This is a genomic window from Paenibacillus sp. PK3_47, from assembly GCF_023520895.1.
In the GTDB taxonomy this organism is placed as follows: Bacteria; Bacillota; Bacilli; order Paenibacillales; family Paenibacillaceae; genus Paenibacillus_AQ.
The window spans coordinates 5,280,204-5,299,616 of sequence record NZ_CP026029.1 but is presented as its reverse complement, the minus strand read 5'-3'; the positions used below and the strand labels follow the sequence as shown (position 1 = coordinate 5,299,616).

Below are 19,413 nucleotides of genomic sequence, written 5' to 3'. Positions count from 1 at the left end.
GCAATATTCTTATGATAGAACAAAGATCGAAGGTCACAGTTAGTCTTATAGTGAACTCTTCTTATACACCTTTTCATAATCAGCTATTTTACAGCATAAAATGTACGCTGGAGGAATATTCATGAGCACCTTATTTAATTCAATCTTTCGAAAAAACAAACTAAATAATTTTTTATTAAGAAGAGAACGTTGAAAAGTAATAAAAGCCCCACTATCCATTAGCTTCTTTCTTGAACTGTATAAGATGCTAATATACTCTCTTCGCGTTGATTTATTTAACGGGATACTAGAGATTATATAATCCACCCATGGGATATCATGTAAATTCATAAACTGCTCTAGTTTCATCGCAGAATCATTTATTATATAAAGATTAGGTTCATTCCTGTATATATATTTGAGATATTCACAGAACAGCTTATTTTTTTCAAAAAGGATTACTGTAGTTTCTTTGTTTCTAAATTCAAGTAACTTTTCAGTTACTGCACCTGTACCTGGCCCATATTCAACAATATAGTTGGCATTACTAAATTCAATATTTTTGATTATCTTGTCCGCCAGATGTTTTTGAGTGGGAAGCATAGTTCCAATTAGACATGGATTTTTCAAGAATTCCTTCATGTATGACAAAATAGTTAATTCCAATCTTTTCCCTCCCTAATTACAGTCGATTAAATTTTTTTAATTCGAAACTTTGCAATCATTAGAGTAGAAAATATAAATAATATAAAAACTGATATAAGTAAATTTATTGGTCTGTTCGGTAAAAGCGAATATAAAGCTAAAGCTGTACCTGCTATAGTAATTGGAACACCTTGAAACCCATTGCTATAATGAGCAGTATTATAACGACCCAGCCGATATGAGCCGCTAATAACATACAGTAACAAAATTCCAATTCCAAAAAGCTTTAATGAGCCAAGCTCAGAATAAGTGAATTTATGGAATATTAATAATGCTGGAGCTACCCCAAATGAAACCAGGTCAGCTAATGAATCTAACTCTTTTCCTATATCACTTGTCACCTGTAGATACCTGGCGATTTTCCCATCATATCTATCAATAAAAGCCGCTATTAATATAAATACTGCACTTAAAATATATTCTTTATTGAACAATTCAAGTATTGAAAGAAACCCGAACGAAAGATTTGCATAAGTCAGAGCATTAGGATTGTTTTTTTTCAACATCATTGACCACCTTTGATAAGGTTACTTGTTATTTTTCTGAGAAAGTGCATTTATTATTTTATCTTTAAAGACTAGGCCTAGTATGAATGCTAATACCGCTACTATAGAAATAATAATTGTAGGTAAGTAATTACCTTGATAAATATTCGAACCCACACCAGCAGATGCTAACACCCACGGAAATCTTGCAATAAGTAAAATTAGAAAGAACCTTATAGGTTTGATCGGTGTTAACCCTGCGGCGAATATTAAAAAATCTTTTGGGAGTCCCGGAATTACAAATACTATAAATAAGAAAACTGAAAATTTGTTACTATCCAACATTATTGTTATCCATTTAGATTTTTCTTTATTTAGTAGTCTTTTTATGAATTCCCCACCCAGATAACGGGTAAAATAGAATGCTAATATTGCACCTAAAAGTAAGCCTATTATCGAGTAAAAAGTCCCCAAGGATATTCCATATATATATCCCCCGGCAATCTGTATTACTTCTCCTGGAATTGGAGCTATTACTGTTTGAAGAATTTGAAATAAAATAAAGCTTATCGGACCAAATTGCCCTAAAGAAAGTATATAATCCCGAAAATCCTCAACAGAAAATGTCAATTTAACGATCTCTGGCAAGTATTGTATTACCAAGATTAGTAGAAGCACACCCATTACCGCCAATGAAACTCTGCCTATTGTTTGTTTTTTTTTCTTTTCCACTTCGTATTAACCTCTCTTACTGCTTTTTTTTAATTTCGTTGAGTACATAGATAATCTTATGGACAAAATCTTAAGAGTCGGCATATGCAATTCTTAAGAATCCTTAAGATTTTTTTGTGATTATAGTATAATGGCAACCCACAGACTATACTGAATGCATACTTAAATATCTTGGAGGAGAATTGATGTCAAGTGCCAAAAGGATTTTGATTACTGATGATAACCAAGAGATCAGAGAAATTGTCCGGGTATTACTGGAGAGTGAGAATTATGAAGTTATTGAGGCCGTTAATGGTGATGATGCGATATCTAAAGTTGATAACAACATTGATTTAATCATTCTTGATGTAATGATGCCGGGCAAGTCAGGCTTCAAAACCTGTACTGAAATTCGCGAAATAACTAGTGCTCCCATTTTATTTTTAACTGCCAAAACAAGCGATTCGGATAAATACATGGCGTTTTCCGCTGGAAGTGATGATTACCTTTCCAAACCTTTTTCATATACAGAGTTAGTGTCTAGAGTAAAAGCTCTTTTGAGGAGATATTATATATATAAGGGGAAGGACAAACCTGCAGCTTCTGAAACTGTCACCATTAAAGAATTAACAGTCAATACTTACTCAAATGAGGTCACTGTAGGGCAAAAGGAGATCGTTTTAACAGAAATTGAGTACAAAATTTTATTATTAATGGCACAGCATAGAAAGAAAATATTCTCCGCTCAAAATATTTATGAAAGTGTATGGGAAGAACCTTATTTCATCAACTGCAACAACACAGTGATGGTGCATATTCGTAATTTAAGGATGAAGCTAGAAAATAATCCTCAAGATCCAGAATACATTAAAACCGTTTGGGGAAAGGGCTATCGTATTGAATAGGGAATTTTTTATCGGCAAACTTAAATTAAAGCTATTTCTAGCTTTAATCTTTTCACTCGCAATCTCAACCGGCGTATATTTTTTACTTCAAACTACTTCAGAAGGATTAATTAGTGATTATTTAAATAACACAACATTCATTGAAAGGCAACAAGAAGATGCTATCTCTAACTTTCGTGAATTTGTAAATCAGAATCATATAAAAACTAGTGATCAAGAAAAAATCACAAAATGGGTTAGAAATGAAAAGTATGTAAATATTTACGTTTTCCAAAATGTGAACCTCATTTTTGCGACAGATGGTTATAAAGACGCTTCAGATAATCAAAGTTACTTGTTTAATAATATTTTGAAAACTGACACCTTTTATACTGTGGACTTTCAGGATATGAAAGCCACCATTTATATGGATTGTTTTTTTGAATACAAATTTTATAACATTGTAGCCATTGTTAATGTGATTATATGTTCACTGAGCTTTATTCTCTTAATCCTGATTTTTATAAATAGAAAAACGTCCTATATATCTGTCCTTGAACAAGAGATAAAAATATTAGAAGGTGGGGAGTTAAACTATCCAATAACAATAAAGGGGAACGATGAACTTTCATCTTTAGCAGAAAGCATCAATGAAATGCGCATATCGTTTATTGAACGCATAGAAAACGAAGATAACGCTAAAATTGCCAATAAAGAACTCGTAACTGCCATGTCGCATGATATAAGAACTCCTCTTACTGCTTTGGTTGGATATCTGGATATTATCACTTATGAAAAATATAAAACGCAAGAAGACCTAAAGAAATATTTGAACAACAGCAGAGACAAAGCATATCAAATTAAACATCTCTCTGATAAATTGTTTGAATATTTTACTGTTTCTAAAATAGATGAAGATGATCTGGAATTTGAAAGGTTTAATGGTACCCAACTTTTCGAGCAACTTATAGATGAACAAATTGTACTTTTAGAAAATAATGGATTCACTTATCAAATAAATTCGTGTAATACTCCCTATGATATTGAACTTCATCTCCTATCGATCCGAAGGGTATTTGATAATATTTTTTCGAATATCCTTAAATACGCTTCTGACTCAGAACCTGTACTAATTAGTTTTCGTATTAAAGATCAATCGTTGATAATTAGTATTAAGAATCGAATAAATAATGATATTTACGACTTGTCTGGAACAGGAATAGGTATCAAAACATGTGAAAGGATAATTGACCGCCTACACGGACGCTTTTCAATCACCAAAACGAAAGGATATTTCAGTGTACACATTAGTTTAACTATTTCAGAAAAGCTTTAATGATAAATGTCTCAGCTTGAGCCCCTTCGTCATGAGTATGAAGGGGCTCCCTAACTCTTGTACACTCAATTTGTCTATCGCCTGATCATGTACTCCCTATTCTCAAATATACAAATATACTTCGCTTCAGTTGCTTCATCAATCCTAAGAACTTTTTCCTTTCAGATATCCCATAATCCCTAATCTTCTACATATTTTTGACTCCTCAGGATTATTTACACCCGAAAGACCTGAGATTTGTGATTTCTTTGCTCATTGGATCATAAGACAAATAGCTCATTGTTACCTTGCCTCTGATCATCATTCCTACCCTACCGTCTCGATTAAATACCTTTTTCAATATATAAGGGTATTGAATCAGAAGCTGTTATCAAGTATACTCAAATAAATAGTCCATTTTATTTACTATAATGTTATTGGACTAATATTCAAAAGTTTGAAGGGAGTAATACTTATGATTAACAAGTTAAAAAACTGCTTTTCGTATGAGAAATTAAACACTGGTCGGCAATTAGAACTGGATTTGGCTAAAGGGTTCGCAATAATTTTTATGGTGTGGGTACATATGCAGGAAGGACTTCTTAGTAACAATGATGGGTTTATGGCAAGTCTAGTTAAGAATATATTAGGCGGTCCCTTTGCAGCACCTATATTTATGATTTGTATGGGAATTGGAATAAATTATTCAAGAAGAAACACTCCTAAGGATCTACTCAGACGTGGAGTTACTTTGCTAGGAATCGGGTATGTCTTAAATCTGATTCGCTATGTTTTGCCACTATCTCTTGTTTCTTTTTCCACCAATGAAAATGAAATTGCTCTAGGGTTATTAACTGCTTTTTTTGGTGTCGATATATTACAGTTTGCCGGTTTGGCTTTTCTCTTTATGGCGCTTGTAAAAAAATTAAATTTGAAATCAACAACAGTCTTTTTAATTGGTATAGGAACTTCACTAATCGGAATGAGTTTACGTTGGCTGTCTACTGATAATGACATCGCTGATTTGTTTTTGGGGTATTTCTGGGCAACTAATTCAGATACCTACTTCCCATTTTTTAACTGGATCATTTTTTTGATTGTAGGCAATATTATGGGGGTTTATTTTCAGAAGTGTAAGGATAAACAAACATTTTACTCCATTGTCTCTCCAGTTTGCGGCATTATTGGTTTGACATATTTATTTACTGCACTCCATTTTGGCATTGGAATGTATGCTCCGGATAGTTCTTATTATTTTCTTGGCATAGTCGATGTTTTCTTTGTTGTTATGCTTGCAATAGGTATTTTCGGGTTTAACTATGCTTTACTAAAGAAATTCTCTAATTACGATTTTAAACCTTTCATGCGAATGAGTAGAAACATTAATACTGTTTATTGTATTCATTGGTCATTGCTACCCTGGTTTGTAGTCCTGCTCTATTGGGGATTTGGTATCGACAATTTTTCGTTCTGGCAGGTCGCAGCATGTGCATTTATACTGTTAATAGTATCCGACAAGTTAGCAGAGTGGTACATTAAGGTGTTAAAGCCGAAATTCGCAAGGTATAAATCTGAATATTGACGAGGTGCTAAATGGGTAGAAGAACACTTAAAGCTCAAACAGAAATACTTTCAGAAAAATGGAAGTCCATTGACAAAATATATGAAGAATACGCTAAGAAATCAGGGCTGACATATATGAGTCTGATTGTGTTGGAGATTATTTATGAGACTCCGAAAGAATGTACACAAAAGTTAATTTCAGAACTAAGTTATTTTCCAAAACAGAGTGTAAATATGATTATTAAATCTTTTTTGGAACAAGGGTATGTGAAGTTAAAAGAAATCCCATCAGACCGACGCAATAAACAGATTGAGTTGAGTACGAGTGGTAAAGAGTATGCTGATAAAATTATCGGTTCACTTTGGGAAATTGAAGAGAAATCAATCCTGTTACTTAGTTATGAAGAAAGAGAACTTTTCATTAACATGTTAAGCACATACGAGGAGAGTTTCCGTACTGATATGACCAAATTGATCAATGACATTGAATAGCAGCAGCCAGTAAAGTTGTAAAAGTACTTTGAGGTTTTATTATGGGGAGGGCTGTAGTCAATCTTCTTTTAGGAAATCTGCAGTATATCGGTTTCCTTATTATTGGATTGAAGCATGCCCTCCTTCTACTATTTGTCATTTTTTCAATTGCGGTTCTTCTACAGTTTCTATTACCAGCCTCTTCGAGAGAGCAAGTACCAATTAAGCAATCTGTCATAAAAGATATACAATCGGAATTTCAATATGTGAAAGGTCAACATAACTTACGAATCATCGCCGGTATGTATCTGTTAGTAGGATTAGCGGCTGGTATAACACAGCCTTTAGATGTATTTATAACGACTGATTGGCTTCATTTACCTAAAGAAAGCGTACAATGGTTTGCTTCATCAGAAGGGGTTGGAATGCTGATTGAAGGAATCCTGGCTGCAACGATTTCCAAATGGGTTCATCGACACCGCAGAGGTGTTCTAACTGTGCTATGGCCGCTGCTTACTGCAGGATTAAGAATTGAATCGGGCATAGCATTCGCTTTCTTTCAAATTGTATTTAGTGCACTGATGATTAAAGAAGTACATCAAGATTACATTGGAAGAACAAACGGAGTCATGGTACCACTCATGATGGTAGGTACTCTGGTGGGAACCTCCATTTCCGGAATCATCGTGAAGAGTTTTGCCCTGTTCGGAGCTTATGGATTAGCTGCTGTTCTAATCAGACTAAGTGCAATTTTATCGTTCAGACTCCGTTTTCAGCGCAGCGATGCTGCACAGCATCATGTCTGCTGCTGATGATTAGAAATATTGTCACATAAAAAGGAGGAACTTGTTATGAATCTTAAAGTTGAGACAATAATGAAAGATTCACCAGATCTAGTTAAGATTAACCACCTATATAACAGCTCATTTCCTGAAAAAGAAAGAATTCCTATGTGGCTTTTATTGCGAAAGTCTAATAAAGACTTTATAGATTTTATTGCTTTTTATGACAATGATATTTTTGTTGGTTTTGCCTATCTGATCTCTAATCAGGATATGACTTATGTATTATATTTGGCTATAAACCTCGAAGTCAGGTCAAAAGGCTATGGTAGCATGGCATTGTCTAAAATCAAAGTTCTATATCCAACTAACCGAATCATACTTAATATAGAAGCTGTTGATGTAACTGCAAGCAACTATGAGCAAAGGCTTAAGCGAAAACAGTTTTATTCGTACAACGGATATAAAAGCACCACATATATGATTGCGGAATATGGGGATTCATATGAGGTTTTGATCAATGGAAATGATATCAAGGTTGAGGAGCTTTCCAGCATGTATAGAAAGTTTATGGGAACTGTAGTTTATTTGTTCTATAAACCCAAATTTCTACCTGTGAGTATCTGAAGGAAGTTTACTATGGAGTAAATAAAATAACTGGTTGATTACTTGTCCCGTTCATTAATCGGCCCGTATTAGCCTCATAACAAGCTAATCGGGCCTTACCTATCTCCTCCTCACGGTTCTCCGCTATTGATCTTAAACAATCCCTTTAGTTCAATGAATAAGAAGCAGCTACCGCGGCCTTCCTAGACTTTTTGCGATCCTTCCACTAAACTTTTTTAACGTTAGAATCCATCTATTGTCTTTTTTAACCACTCCACAATATTTAACTATACTCCACCTAACTATTGGAGTTCACAAGATATTAAATATTAATTGTTGACTCCTTAATTTAAGATGCCGAATCGGCTCTCATTGAATAATTATACATAAATTGTATATTCTTGCTCATTAAAACAGAACCACCTGCTTCTTCCTACCCGCACCGCGAATACCCGCAATTCCCGCAAGTTTTACACCCTTCTACATTAATCAGCGATGCGCTACCGCAGGAAGGGCAGAGATCCCGCGAAGCTGCAGAGTGGCTGTGCACGCCATGCCCGCCGTCTCCGGCACCGGCTGGAGCTGCAGCCGGAAGGCTGACTTTCAATTCTGTGTTCAGCGCTTCGTTGAAGTCCTCCAGCGCAAGGGTGGCCGCGATCGGTGCGGCAACATGATCATCATGAGCGTTACTGTGCACATGGGATTCCAAGGCTTTGGCTACAGCGTCGGCGATGGACTCGACGCGGTTCGCGCCGAAGCCGATGGCGCCGGAGCCGCCGATGCCCTTGAGATGCTTGATCAGCAGCTCGACCTTCTCGCCGTGGTCGCCGTAGCGCAGGAACAGCGAGCAGACACGGCCCAGCGCTTCCGCCATGGCGAAGACGTCGGAGCCGGCTTTGCCGACATTCAGGAAGATCTCGCCGGGAATGCCGTCCAGGTCGTTGATGGTGATATACGCCATGCCGAATGGCGTGTTGATCTTGTAGGTAGCACCGCGCAGCACCTGCGGGCGTTTTTTGTACTGTTTATCTACTACATTGGCCTGCGGTGCAGGAGTTACTGCTGCAGCTGTGGTTACAGCAGGGGCGGGAGCCTTTTCTTCTACAACTGCTGCTTTTTCGGTTAATGGTGCGTCCTTTTTGTCTTCCTTCTTTGAGGTTTCGAGAACCTGCACGTCACGGCTGCCGTCACGGTAGATGGTTACGCCTTTGCAGCCCAGATCAAAAGCCATTTCATACAGCTCGGCTGTCTCTTCGACGGTGAAGTCGGACGGGCAGTTCGCCGTCTTGGAGATTGAGCTGTCCACCCAGCGCTGAATCGCTGCCTGCGCACGGATATGGTCCTTGGCCGACAGATCCATCGCAGTTACGAAGTAATCCGGAAGCTCTTCGCCTGGATGGTCATTCAGCCATTCCTGGGCAATCGGCACGAACTGCTCATCATAGCCGAGACGGCTCTGCCGGAAATATTTGAAGGCAAAATACGGCTCAATACCGGTCGAAGTGCCAACCATTGTTCCTGTGCTCCCTGTAGGGGCTTGGGTAATTACAGTAACGTTGCGCATGCCCTGTCTGCGGATGGCTTCACCGACTTCCGGGTAGACCCAGGTAATATTTTGCATAAATCCGCTTTGCAGATATTTCTCTGGATCGAAAGCCTTGAAAGAACCCTTCTCTCCGGCAATCTCCGCCGAGGCCAGATAAGCTTCGCGGGCCATGAACCCGTACAGCTTGTCCAGGAACTCCAGCGATTCCGGGCTGCCGTAACGGATGTTCAGCTTGATCATCAGCTCAGCCAGCCCCATGGTGCCGAGGCCAACGCGGCGCTCCAGCTTCTGGTTAGCTTCATTTTCGGCAAAATGATAAGGTGTCTTGTCGATAACATTATCCAGGAAACGGACGGAATAACGCGTCGTTCTGGCCAGTTCTGCCCAATCCACATCATGGTTTTCAGCATCGTAGAACTTGGACAGATTGACCGCCGACAGGTTGCATACGCCCCAGCCGGGAAGTCCTTGTTCCCCGCAGTTGTGGGCTACAACCCCGCCTGCGATCAGCGAGTGCGTAACAGGCTCGGTAATATCGTATACCGTTACCACATCACCGGGTTCAACCCCGACGACTTTGGACATAAACTTTTCTGATTTGCGCGAGGGTCTGGCGATTCTTTCGAGGGCCTCCTGCTTTCTGGGAATCAGCTTGAATCCGATCTTTTCTTTGAACTCCACAATATTGTTCCCGCTTAAGATCAGCTCGTAGAAACCGTTGTCCAGATTGTAAATCGAACTGTTGATCCCGAAATTCAGAAGCAGCAGCTGCACGCCTTGAAGCAGTTTCTTCGATGCTGAGGTCAGCCTGACCGTGCGGTGCATCTCATCCTGTTCATATACCGTTCCATCTGCGGAGAATAGCCCCTGGAGGAAAGCTATAACCGTCGTGCGCGAAGCAGTATATAGAGCTGCCGGCACTTCTTTTTCAACGGCTCTAACCGCCTTGACTCCGAGCCCTTCTAGCTGCTCACGGAACGCTTTACGCCACCAATAAGCTTGTTTGGTTCCGTTGCTCCGGTCAAACGCTTTGGCAGTCACGCCTGTAATTCGCTCTGCAGCAGCCATCAGTGTTGGAATGGCTTCGCTGTCCGCTTCACCAAATACCATGCCGATCTCACCGCGTCTGCTAATCCAGCCGTCGCCAGTCAGCCATCCCAGGAACAAGCCCCATTCCTCACCAAGTGTGTCTTCAGCCGCAAAGCCGCCTTCACCGGACTGCAGATATACACGGTCCTCACCAGTTAAAGCACGGGCTTCTTTCCATCCGGAGCCGGTAAACAAACGATGCTCAGGCGTTACAGACAGTTCCACACCGTTCTGCAAAGAAATCTTCAGGGTCTCTCTCGTACCGGTCGGAAATACCGTGGCTCTTCTCATCTGCAGCCCCGGAATGTCATAGCTTCTCCCGCCGACCACTTGGGCCTGTTCGACTAATCTTAAATCCGTTCCAACCAGGAACGATTCACCGGCGGTCTTTTTATACAATTCTTCAATCGTAAGAAGTCCATACTCCGTGGCAATCCGGGTGTCCGGATGAAAACAAGGATTCGTACAAATGATCGGATTAAAATACCAGCTGTTGGACATCTGGTTATAGTATTCCATGAACACGACACCCGGCTCAGCCGACTTCCAGGCCGATTCAATAATGGTATGCCATACATCCCGCGCTCTGACGGTACGGTAAGGAATAACGGCGTGTCCGCCCGCTTTCCATTTATCGAGATCCCCGTCCCACAGCTCATCATATTCAGGATCTGCCGTATCCGGGAAGACAAGCTCCCACTCGAGATCTTCTTTTACCGCCTTCATAAAGCCGTTGCTGACACATACCGAGAGATTGGCGTTCGTCACTTGGCCCATCGTCTGCTTCACGGTAATAAAATCGAGCACATCCGGATGCCAGTCGTTGATCATCAGCATCAGTGCCCCGCGGCGGCTGCCGCCCTGCTCAATAAGTCCGGTGGTGTAGCTGAACAATCCGCCCCAGGATACCGAACCGCTCGACGATCCGTTCACCCCTCTGACGATCGCCCGGCGCGGACGCAGGGAGGACAGATTGATCCCCACGCCGCCGCCGCGGGCCATAATTTCGGTCATCTCGGAGAGCGTCTGCATAATGCCGCCGCGGCTGTCTTTTGGCGAAGGAATCACATAGCAGTTGAACAGGGTCAGCTCATCACTTGCCCCTGCGCCGGCTGCGATCCGTCCGCCCGGGACAAGCTTCCAGTCATCGAGAATCGAGCGGAACCTGCCCGTCCATTCTTCCTGAAGCTCAGGCGTCTTCTCGACAGAAGCCATGGCTGACGCCAGCCGGTCCCACATCTCTTCAGGTGTTTTTTCTATGTTAAGCGTCAATTTCTCCACATCTGATTGTACAAGCTCTCCGCTGCGTGTCTTCACGGTAACGGTCCGGCCGCTGCGCTCTACAATCTCGCCGACCTCCTTGGTGGGAAACTTCGGATCATCCTTCGTAAGCACCAGCACCACATCGCCTACCTTGGCATTGTTCGTATCCGCATCTTTCCAGGCATAACGGTCCAGAAATATTTTCTCACTCAGGCCTTCAAGCCGCTGCTTGCGTTCCATAGTACCCAATACTAAAACCTCCCGGCTGCATGATATGTAAAGCCTCCGTCACCTTTGTCAATAACAACCAACCAGCAAATGAACAGGACAATCGGAAATTCAAGCTTTTGTAACAATATATAGTGTACTCAAGCCTCTAAACTATACCACATATTGTATAACAGGTCTTTTTCGAAAATAGTAGCTTCATGCGGAAAAATCACCGGACATGGCGCTTTTTCTCTGTATTGCTCGCTTTTTTTCAAATTATAGAATTTATCTGCACGGCTGCAAGGTTATGAATTCTCTCTTTTACGCACATACTACTTCTACGTATACCGATATGAAACAGCGACGGAGGAGACTGCAACATGACGCATTTATCCCGCAATTCCTTGCCGCAGCAAGCCGGTGAGACTGCCCCGCTTCTGCCCGTTCCTCTATCTTTTGAGCGTAACTGGCTGCACGATCTGGAGTCCAGGCTGGACAAAGGCGGCCCCTGGGGCGACTGGCGTTTATCCCGTCTGGCCGTACAGGGAGAGGAATCCGGACTTGTTACCAGCTTTGACGAGCTGCAGTGCATGAAGCATCTGTCCGGGCTGTCCCCGCTTCCCCATCAGCTGGATACGGCGCATAAAGTATTGTTTGAGATGTCTGGCCGGGCCATTCTCGCTGATGAAGTAGGACTTGGCAAAACCATTGAAGCCGGGCTGATCCTCAAGGAATATCTTGTGCGCGGTCTGGTAACGAAGGTGCTGATCCTGGTGCCTGCTTCGCTTGTCCTGCAGTGGGTCCGGGAGCTGAATACCAAATTCGGCATCAGTGCTGTTGCGCAGAAAAAAGCGTATTCCTGGAATAACGATATCGTCGTCGCTTCACTGGACACAGCCAAACGAGATCCGCATAAGGAACTGCTCCAGGGCAGCGAATTCGACATGCTGATCATCGACGAAGCCCATAAGCTGAAGAACAAGAAATCGACCAACTACCAGTTCGTACAGCAGCTGCGCAAAAAATACTGCCTCCTGCTCACCGCCACCCCTGTGCAGAATGACCTCAGCGAGCTGTTCAACCTGATTACACTGCTGAAGCCGGGACAGCTCGGCAATCAGGGGGATTTTGCAGCCAATTTCGTTGTCGATAAACGCCAGGCGAAGAATGAGGTCCAGCTCAGAGGCGAGCTCTCGAAGGTTATGATCCGCAACCGGCGCGGAGAAGGACCTGTCAATTTTACCAAACGCAAAGTTCGCAATATTCCGCTGACCCTCTCTGCCGAGGAAAAAGAGCTGTACGACGGCGTGACCGCTTTTGTCAAAGACCAGTATCAGGAATCCGGCGGCAATCTCAGCAGCATGCTCTCTCTCGTAACCTTGCAGCGTGAAGTATGCAGCAGCCGGGATGCGGTGTTCATTACGCTCGTAAACTTGATCAAAAAGCTGCCGGCAGATTCCCCAAAACGCGACCGGATGATGGGACTGCTGCAGAGCCTAAGATCTGTAAAAACAAATACCAAAGCGGAAAAAGCAATCGAGCTGATCCGCGGAATGAATGAAAAGGTCATCGTATTCACCGAATACCGCGCCACCCAGGAATATCTGCTGCAGTATTTCCGTGATCACGGGCTGATGTGCGTCACCTATTCCGGCGGGATGAACCGGGGCAAAAAAGACTGGATGATGGACCTGTTCCGCGGACGGGCCCAGGTGATGATCGCCACTGAAGCCGGCGGTGAAGGCATCAACCTGCAATTTTGCCATCATATGATCAATTTTGATCTGCCTTGGAACCCTATGCGGGTCGAGCAGCGGATCGGCCGGGTCCACCGGCTGGGCCAGCAGAATGATGTCGTCATCTATAACCTCTCTACCGAAGGCACCATTGAAGAGCATATTCTGCATCTGCTGCACGAAAAGATCAACATGTTCGAGATGGTTATCGGCGGGCTGGATGTTATCCTTGAGCGGTTCGAGAAGAAGGAATCTCTGGAAAAAAGCCTGTACAAAATCATGCTCGAATCCAAAAGTGATGAGGAACTGCGCCGGGAGCTGGATCAGATCGGCGAATCGCTTACAGAGATGACGAACGATATCCGCAATGGAAGCGAGGCCACATTATGACGCTCACGCCACAGCAGGTGCGCCAGCAGGTCATGGATTATCTGGAAACTACGGAATGCTCCATTATCGAATCCTCCCCGCTTCATGTGACGGTGAAACTCTCCCCCCGTGCTGACCGGATGCTTACCGACCGCCCTTATTATTGGGGGTTCGTCGAGCGTACTGGCGCACCGCCGGAGACACTGTCCTTCACCTTTGTATTTGATCCGGAAAAATACGACAGCCTCGCCGCCCAGCCCCCTGCGGCACGGGCTGTCGGCGTAAATCAGCCTGCTGCAGGTAATTTGCCGTCCGGAACCGGCGCCTCGGCTGTGGAAGCCGGGGCCGACATGGCTGCTAATGCACCCGCAGGTGCACAGCCGCCTAAGGGAGCGGCGCCTGCCGGCGGCGCAGGCAATGCCCAGGATGGCATCCTCGCCCGTTATTTCGGCATCGTTCCGGCCCTGCCCCGGATTGGTCCGGGCATGATCCGGCGGGAGGATGTCATCTACGGCAGCAAGCGGCTGCGCCAGATCTGGTCCGCAGCCCGGGACGAGGGCAAGTGTCTGCAGCTTTTTGAGAACCCCGGGGAGAGACAGCGGACGACCTTGTTCTCGGCTGCCTATGAGCCGTGGCTCGGCGTATGCTATAAAGTGGAAATGACCTGTGATCTGAAGCGTGAAGAGCTGCATTTCATCGGTATCTCCTTAACGAGCGGGAGAATTCTGCCGGACTTTGGCGAGAGGCTGGATGCGCTGGAGCTGACTCCGCGCCTGCCGGAAAACATTCATATTCAGCCCTATGAAATGAGTGTCAAAACCGGTGCGGACCGGCTTGAAGCTTATTTGACCTCACAGCTGGCGGGACTGGATTACAGCTGGGCCGAGGAAGCCAGGGAGCGGCTGGCCCTTGAGCTGAGCATTGTAGACATCTACTATGAAGAGCTGCTGAAGGAACCGGATGAAGAGAAAAAGCTTGCCATCGAAGAGCAGTATAACCGCCGCCGCAAGGAAACAGCCTGGCAGTATGAACCGCAGATCGCAGTATCCGCCATTACCTACGGCCTGTTTCATCTGCGCAGCACATAGAATGTGAGCCCGCTCGCCATAACCAGGCAAAAAAAGCGCCGAATATCCGCTTTCCGGCGCGACAGCATGCAACAGCCTTTTTAAGGCTTGTCCTCTACAATTAGCTGTAGGGTCATACTGCAAGCCGAATAGAACCAGAAAGGTGAACAATGACATGAAAATAAAGACAAGGCAGAAGGCGGCCTCCGGCCGGAAGATCCGGCTTCTCCTCCTTTTGTGCCTGGGAGTGGCCGTTTTATGGACCGGCCCTGCTTTTCCATCCGTACATGCAGCCACGGACAGCCGGGTCACTGTCACACAAGCGGTCTCTCATGACAAGCTGTCCGCGCTGGCCATGAAGTCACTCCCTTCTCCTGCCTCCTTGCAGGATTTTGTAAGTCTCACGATCAGCAAGCTGTCTGCTAATGCACCGTTCAAGGATTGGAAGAACGCCGGAACAGAGTATTACCCACTGGGTCCGGGGACACATAGCTGGCTGGTCAATGTCATGGACAATAAGCAGCGCATCGGATATCTCATCATAACCGCTGCACAGCAGGGCAGCGGTTATGTTCTTAGCGAGTATGGTGCCGGAACCTCAGGATTACCTTACAGCCTTGCTGAACTGCGCCAGTATCTGGTGCAGGAAGAACTTATACCTTCAGCTTATTCAGGTCCAATGGAACTGACCGCATTCTATGCTCCGCTTCTGCCCCTGTGGCAGCTGGTGCTTGATGATGAGACCTTGTACATTAACGCCTCGGTTCCGGAAGTGCTGCCTTGGAGTACCAGTAAGACGGAAGCGGTACTCAAGTTAACTGTACGAGGAACAGACACAGTTTCCAGTCTCATTAATGGCTTGTCCCCCCTTCAAGCATTCAAGGGCAAAGGACAGGATGATCCCTATGCAGATCTGCAGTGGCTGGCAAACCCTAAGCTCAAGGATCTCAGCGGCGACAGCTTCTCAGCAGCACTGCTCGGCCAATATGGAAGTGTCGCCTTCCAGTCGGCAGGACGTAACGATTCCCTGGGCGCACCTTTTATGATTACCGGCTTTCAGCGCTGGACGCTGCCTGCCGCAGGCAAGATCGCAACCAGCAGCTCTGCAGTTGTGTATGCCGCCTCCGGACCTGGCGGCAAACGGTACTTACCGCTGTCATTCCTTCAGCAGAGCGGTACGCTGCATCCGGTTACACTGACGGGACCTGATAAATTAGGCGCTGCACCGGATATTTCAAATTCACCGCATTAAATATAAATAACCTTCCCGGGCAGTACGCCGCTTTAGCGTCCGTCATCCGGGAAGGTTATTTGCGCTGTGAACAGCTCTTACTTGTTGTCATCAGTATGTCTCCACTTACTCCGCCAAATCGACAGGCCTAGCGGCAGCATACCGAACCACTTTTCCGCCCACGGCTGCTTTTCAGCCTTCCGGCGCTCCCTGCTGGCACGGGGATCCTCCATGTACACCACTACTTTTTCCGTAATATATTTGACCAATTCATCACCGCTGGAAGCCATTACGGCACCTCCTGTATCCTTTATTAATCTATTCCTAGTGTCTCCATATCCTCTGTATCTAAACCGGAGACCCGTGTTTTCGTATAGCTTTGCCTGTTACGGCACAATCTAACAAAGTACCCATTAAGAATCAGTTTATTCCGTAACAGGAGGTTGTTCATTTGCCAAATCCGTCTAATCTGAAAAAACACAACTTTATGCTATCCACTGCAATTTTGCGCCGGGTCATTATTGTCCTTGTTTCCGTCTGGCTGCTCGTACAAAATTCAGGAGCTGCAGAGGCCGCAGAAGCATGGACTCCGCCTTCACCTGTACAGGCCGAAGTTGAAGAGCACCGCCAGCAGATGCTGGGGCATGATCAGCGGATGATCCTGATAGATGCCGGCCACGGAGGTATTGACGGCGGAACCTCGCATGGCGATATTCTGGAAAAAGACATCACCCTGGCCATTTCCCGCCGCTTGTTCCTGCTTCTGCGCAGTGACGGATTCGATGCCATCCTGAACCGGACCGGCGATTATGCGCCCAGTGACGAAAACCGCTGGCTGCGCAGCAAATCCCGCCACCTTCGGGATCTGGCTCAGCGCAAGGAGCTGGCAGAGACCCTGCCGGCAAATGTAGTGGTCAGCATCCATATCAACTGGGCGCCTTCCCCCGCGAAGCACGGGCCGCTGGTGCTGTACCGCCAGGAAGGCCGCAGCTTTCTGCTGGCGCGGTCGATCCAGGACCAGCTCAATAAGCTGTATAATGTGCAGACAGGACCCCGGGCCGGCAAACCTTTCTATCTGTTAAATAAAATAACCGCCACAACGGTGATCGTTGAGGCGGGTTTTATCAGCAGTCCTGCTGACCGCGATAAGCTGTGTACTCCGAAAGGCCAAGAGGAGATCGCTGAAGCTATAGCTAACGGCATTGCTGCTTATCTTATGGAAGTGTAAGCTGCGCCTTCCATTTCCATTCGTCCCGGACCAGCTCAGAGATGCCGACAAATTCAACTTTATCCTTCATACGGGCGATACCGCTGCGGATACCCGCTGCGGTTTCTTTGCCTTGGATGCCTACATGACCAATGGTGATGCAGTAACGCTGGTCAAGCGCCCGTTCCCTGACCAGCTGCAGCTGCTTGATGACATGGCTTGAACTATGGACATCATCAAGAAAAATGTGATTTTCTACCGGCGGTAGTCCTATCTCTCTGGCCATTCTGCCGGCAACGGAACGGTAATTGGTATGGCTGTCGACAAAAAACAACCCGCGTTCCTTGCAGACTGCAAGGACAATGCCCATAACCCGTTCATCTCCGGTCACTTTGGAGCCCATATGATTATTGATGCCGACGGCATATGGAACATTATCGAGTGCAGCCTCCACCTTCTGCCGCACCTCGGCATCGCTCATATTTGTCAGAACGGCACCCGGCCCCAGCCATTCCGGCTTGCCCTGGCGCGGCTCCATCGGCAAATGTACCAGCACATCAAAGCCAAGCTCATGAGCGCGCCGGGCGTCCTTCTCAGTCGTTGGCATGAACGGCATTACGGCAGCGGTAATCTTGACCGGCAGTGCGAACATTTCCTCCGTGCCCCGCATATTGTTGCCGAAGTCGTCGACAATAATGGCCACCCGGCTGCGGGCGGGAGCCTTCCCGTTATCTGCGGTGACTCCTGATGCGCCGGCTGAGGAGTCAGTTTCCGATGGTACAGATACGGACAAATTTAGTTGGCCGCCGTAATTCTCCGGGGATAACACAGTCTTTGCTTCTGCAGCATTCGGTCCCGCAGATATCAGTACAGTTACCAAAATTACCATAAAGGTTGCAAAACACAGGGATTTACATTGAACGAAATAACGGCCTTTCTTCAAACGTTTTAAAACAGGCTTCATTTCTAACGCCTCCTTCGGCTTCTTCAGTGAGTGTTCTCATTGTTTGAAACCTGGAGGCTTAATATGTAGGGCAGTGTCACGTAATTATTAACAGTCTTTATTAGACTCCCGGCCCCGCCGGTCAGCGGCTATAATCGCCTCCAGCACCTGTTCCGGGCTAACAGGGAAAGGCATATTAAAGATCGGACTATCAGCCGAACAGCTGGCCACTGCAGCAAGCCTGAGCCTGTCTTCCTGAGGCTCTGCAATCCCCACTTCCCACAGCGTTACCGGCAATCCCACCGACCGGCAAAAAGTAATGACTCCGCTGATTTCATCCTCCGGTGCCTGTTCAAGCATCAGCTGGACGAGTGTGGCAAAAGCAACCTTCTCCCCGTGCAGCATGTGCCGGCATTCTTCAAGCACCGACAGCCCGTTATGGATCCCATGGGCCGCAGCCAGCCCTCCGCTCTCAAAACCGGTGCCGCTGAGGTAAATATTCGTTTCAACAATATGGGCCACTGCAGGAGATACTACGCCTTGCCGTACATCTTTCATGGCCTCTGCGCCCTCTGCGAGCAGTGTATCCAGACATGCACGGGCCAGCGCAAAGGCGGCAATGGAGCCGGTACCTCCCGCATTCGTGATGGCCCCGGACTTACGGCAGGCCCGGGCTTCATAATAGGTGGATAATGCATCCCCCATTCCTGCAGCCAGCAGCCTTGGCGGCGCTTTGGCAATGATCTCCACATCAGCAACCACGATGTCCGGACTGCGCCGCAATTGGAGATACTGGTCCAGCTCTCCTTCTTCTGTGTGCAGCACAGATATAGCACTGCACGGCGCATCCGTAGATGCGGCCGTAGGTACAATGATCACCGGCAGATTGGCAATGTGACTGACTGCTTTGGCAGTATCCAGCGTTTTGCCGCCGCCTATTCCAACAATGATGACTGTGGCATCCGGATCCAGCCCCGCTGCAATCTCTTCCACCTGCTTCAGGCTGCATTCGCCCTTGAACTCAAGCTGCACCAGCGGCAAATCTGCCTCGTGGAAGCTGCGGGCGATACCGTCTCCATAATGAGACAGAATATAAGGGTCCACTACTGCGCACGCACTCGTTGCCCCTATCTGCCTGCAATATGCGCCTAGCCTGTACAGCTCACCTGAACCCTGAATGTACTTTAGCGGAGAACGGGTAATTTGCGTCATGATCATTCCTCCCTTTATTAATAGTACTTATTCTAAGGA

Annotated in this window: 17 protein-coding genes; 10 read left to right on the top strand and 7 right to left on the bottom strand. The window is 45.7% G+C overall.

The genetic code is table 11. The features are described 5' to 3' along the window. Positions 1 to 45: 45 nt before the first annotated feature. From C2I18_RS22960 to C2I18_RS22950, 3 genes are read right to left on the bottom strand one after another with little or no spacing between them, the layout of a single operon-like run. Positions 46 to 621 carry a class I SAM-dependent methyltransferase gene (locus C2I18_RS22960; protein ID WP_249898040.1) on the bottom strand — a complete coding sequence of 192 codons (576 nt, stop codon included), beginning with the start codon at positions 619 to 621 and terminating at the stop codon, positions 46 to 48. A 50-nt stretch (positions 622 to 671) separates the two neighbouring features. Continuing rightward, positions 672 to 1,193 carry a CDP-alcohol phosphatidyltransferase family protein gene (locus C2I18_RS22955; RefSeq protein WP_249898039.1) on the bottom strand — a complete coding sequence of 174 codons (522 nt, stop codon included), beginning with the start codon at positions 1,191 to 1,193 and terminating at the stop codon, positions 672 to 674. Between the two features lie 18 nt (positions 1,194 to 1,211). Then, positions 1,212 to 1,901 (bottom strand): TVP38/TMEM64 family protein, encoded by a 690-nt coding sequence (locus C2I18_RS22950; protein ID WP_249898038.1) that lies wholly within the window; start codon positions 1,899 to 1,901, stop codon positions 1,212 to 1,214. 185 nt (positions 1,902 to 2,086) lie between these two features. Between C2I18_RS22950 and C2I18_RS22945 the strand changes: the two genes are divergently transcribed. The 6 genes from C2I18_RS22945 (at position 2,087) to C2I18_RS22920 (ending at position 7,522) form a co-directional block, all read left to right on the top strand. Then, on the top strand, positions 2,087 to 2,785 hold the full coding sequence (locus tag C2I18_RS22945) for a response regulator transcription factor (protein WP_249898037.1): 699 nt from the start codon (positions 2,087 to 2,089) through the stop codon (positions 2,783 to 2,785). Then, on the top strand, positions 2,778 to 4,100 hold the full coding sequence (locus C2I18_RS22940; RefSeq protein ID WP_249898036.1) for a sensor histidine kinase: 1,323 nt from the start codon (positions 2,778 to 2,780) through the stop codon (positions 4,098 to 4,100). The genes C2I18_RS22945 and C2I18_RS22940 overlap by 8 nt, the downstream gene beginning before the upstream one ends. Positions 4,101 to 4,554: 454 nt before the next feature. Further along, the gene (locus tag C2I18_RS22935) at positions 4,555 to 5,661 is read left to right on the top strand and encodes an acyltransferase family protein (protein WP_249898035.1); all 1,107 of its coding nucleotides are present in this window, start codon (positions 4,555 to 4,557) and stop codon (positions 5,659 to 5,661) included. A gap of 11 nt (positions 5,662 to 5,672) precedes the next feature. Then, complete coding sequence (locus C2I18_RS22930) at positions 5,673 to 6,134, top strand: MarR family winged helix-turn-helix transcriptional regulator (protein ID WP_249898034.1); 462 nt, start codon at positions 5,673 to 5,675, stop codon at positions 6,132 to 6,134. 41 nt (positions 6,135 to 6,175) lie between these two features. Then, positions 6,176 to 6,925 (top strand): MFS transporter, encoded by a 750-nt coding sequence (locus tag C2I18_RS22925; protein ID WP_249898033.1) that lies wholly within the window; start codon positions 6,176 to 6,178, stop codon positions 6,923 to 6,925. A 39-nt stretch (positions 6,926 to 6,964) separates the two neighbouring features. After that, a complete protein-coding gene (locus C2I18_RS22920; RefSeq protein WP_249898032.1) occupies positions 6,965 to 7,522 on the top strand; it encodes a GNAT family N-acetyltransferase in 558 nt (185 codons plus the stop codon). A 412-nt stretch (positions 7,523 to 7,934) separates the two neighbouring features. Here the strand turns inward: C2I18_RS22920 and C2I18_RS22915 are convergent, their stop codons facing one another. Further along, positions 7,935 to 11,639, bottom strand: coding sequence for an LAGLIDADG family homing endonuclease (locus C2I18_RS22915; RefSeq protein WP_249902213.1), 3,705 nt, complete (start codon positions 11,637 to 11,639; stop codon positions 7,935 to 7,937). Between the two features lie 350 nt (positions 11,640 to 11,989). On the opposite strand from C2I18_RS22915, the gene C2I18_RS22910 reads away from it, so the two are divergent. The 3 genes from C2I18_RS22910 (at position 11,990) to C2I18_RS22900 (ending at position 16,033) form a co-directional block, all read left to right on the top strand. Then, positions 11,990 to 13,735: a DEAD/DEAH box helicase gene (locus C2I18_RS22910; RefSeq protein WP_249898031.1), complete on the top strand. Its 1,746-nt coding sequence runs from the start codon at positions 11,990 to 11,992 to the stop codon at positions 13,733 to 13,735. Continuing rightward, positions 13,732 to 14,802 carry a YqhG family protein gene (locus C2I18_RS22905; RefSeq protein WP_249898030.1) on the top strand — a complete coding sequence of 357 codons (1,071 nt, stop codon included), beginning with the start codon at positions 13,732 to 13,734 and terminating at the stop codon, positions 14,800 to 14,802. The genes C2I18_RS22910 and C2I18_RS22905 overlap by 4 nt, the downstream gene beginning before the upstream one ends. Positions 14,803 to 14,956: 154 nt before the next feature. After that, entirely contained in the window at positions 14,957 to 16,033 is a 1,077-nt protein-coding gene (locus C2I18_RS22900; RefSeq protein ID WP_249898029.1) for a hypothetical protein, read from the top strand. A 77-nt stretch (positions 16,034 to 16,110) separates the two neighbouring features. On the opposite strand, the gene C2I18_RS22895 is transcribed toward C2I18_RS22900, so the two are convergent. After that, complete coding sequence (locus C2I18_RS22895; RefSeq protein WP_249898028.1) at positions 16,111 to 16,302, bottom strand: YqzE family protein; 192 nt, start codon at positions 16,300 to 16,302, stop codon at positions 16,111 to 16,113. A gap of 161 nt (positions 16,303 to 16,463) precedes the next feature. On the opposite strand from C2I18_RS22895, the gene C2I18_RS22890 reads away from it, so the two are divergent. Further along, positions 16,464 to 17,240 carry an N-acetylmuramoyl-L-alanine amidase gene (locus C2I18_RS22890; RefSeq protein ID WP_249898027.1) on the top strand — a complete coding sequence of 259 codons (777 nt, stop codon included), beginning with the start codon at positions 16,464 to 16,466 and terminating at the stop codon, positions 17,238 to 17,240. On the opposite strand, the gene C2I18_RS22885 is transcribed toward C2I18_RS22890, so the two are convergent. Both C2I18_RS22885 and C2I18_RS22880 read right to left on the bottom strand, forming a co-directional pair. Continuing rightward, complete coding sequence (locus C2I18_RS22885; RefSeq protein ID WP_249898026.1) at positions 17,227 to 18,183, bottom strand: divergent polysaccharide deacetylase family protein; 957 nt, start codon at positions 18,181 to 18,183, stop codon at positions 17,227 to 17,229. The genes C2I18_RS22890 and C2I18_RS22885 overlap by 14 nt on opposite strands. 87 nt (positions 18,184 to 18,270) lie before the next feature. Continuing rightward, on the bottom strand, positions 18,271 to 19,374 hold the full coding sequence (locus C2I18_RS22880; protein ID WP_249898025.1) for a glycerol dehydrogenase: 1,104 nt from the start codon (positions 19,372 to 19,374) through the stop codon (positions 18,271 to 18,273). Positions 19,375 to 19,413 lie beyond the last annotated feature (39 nt).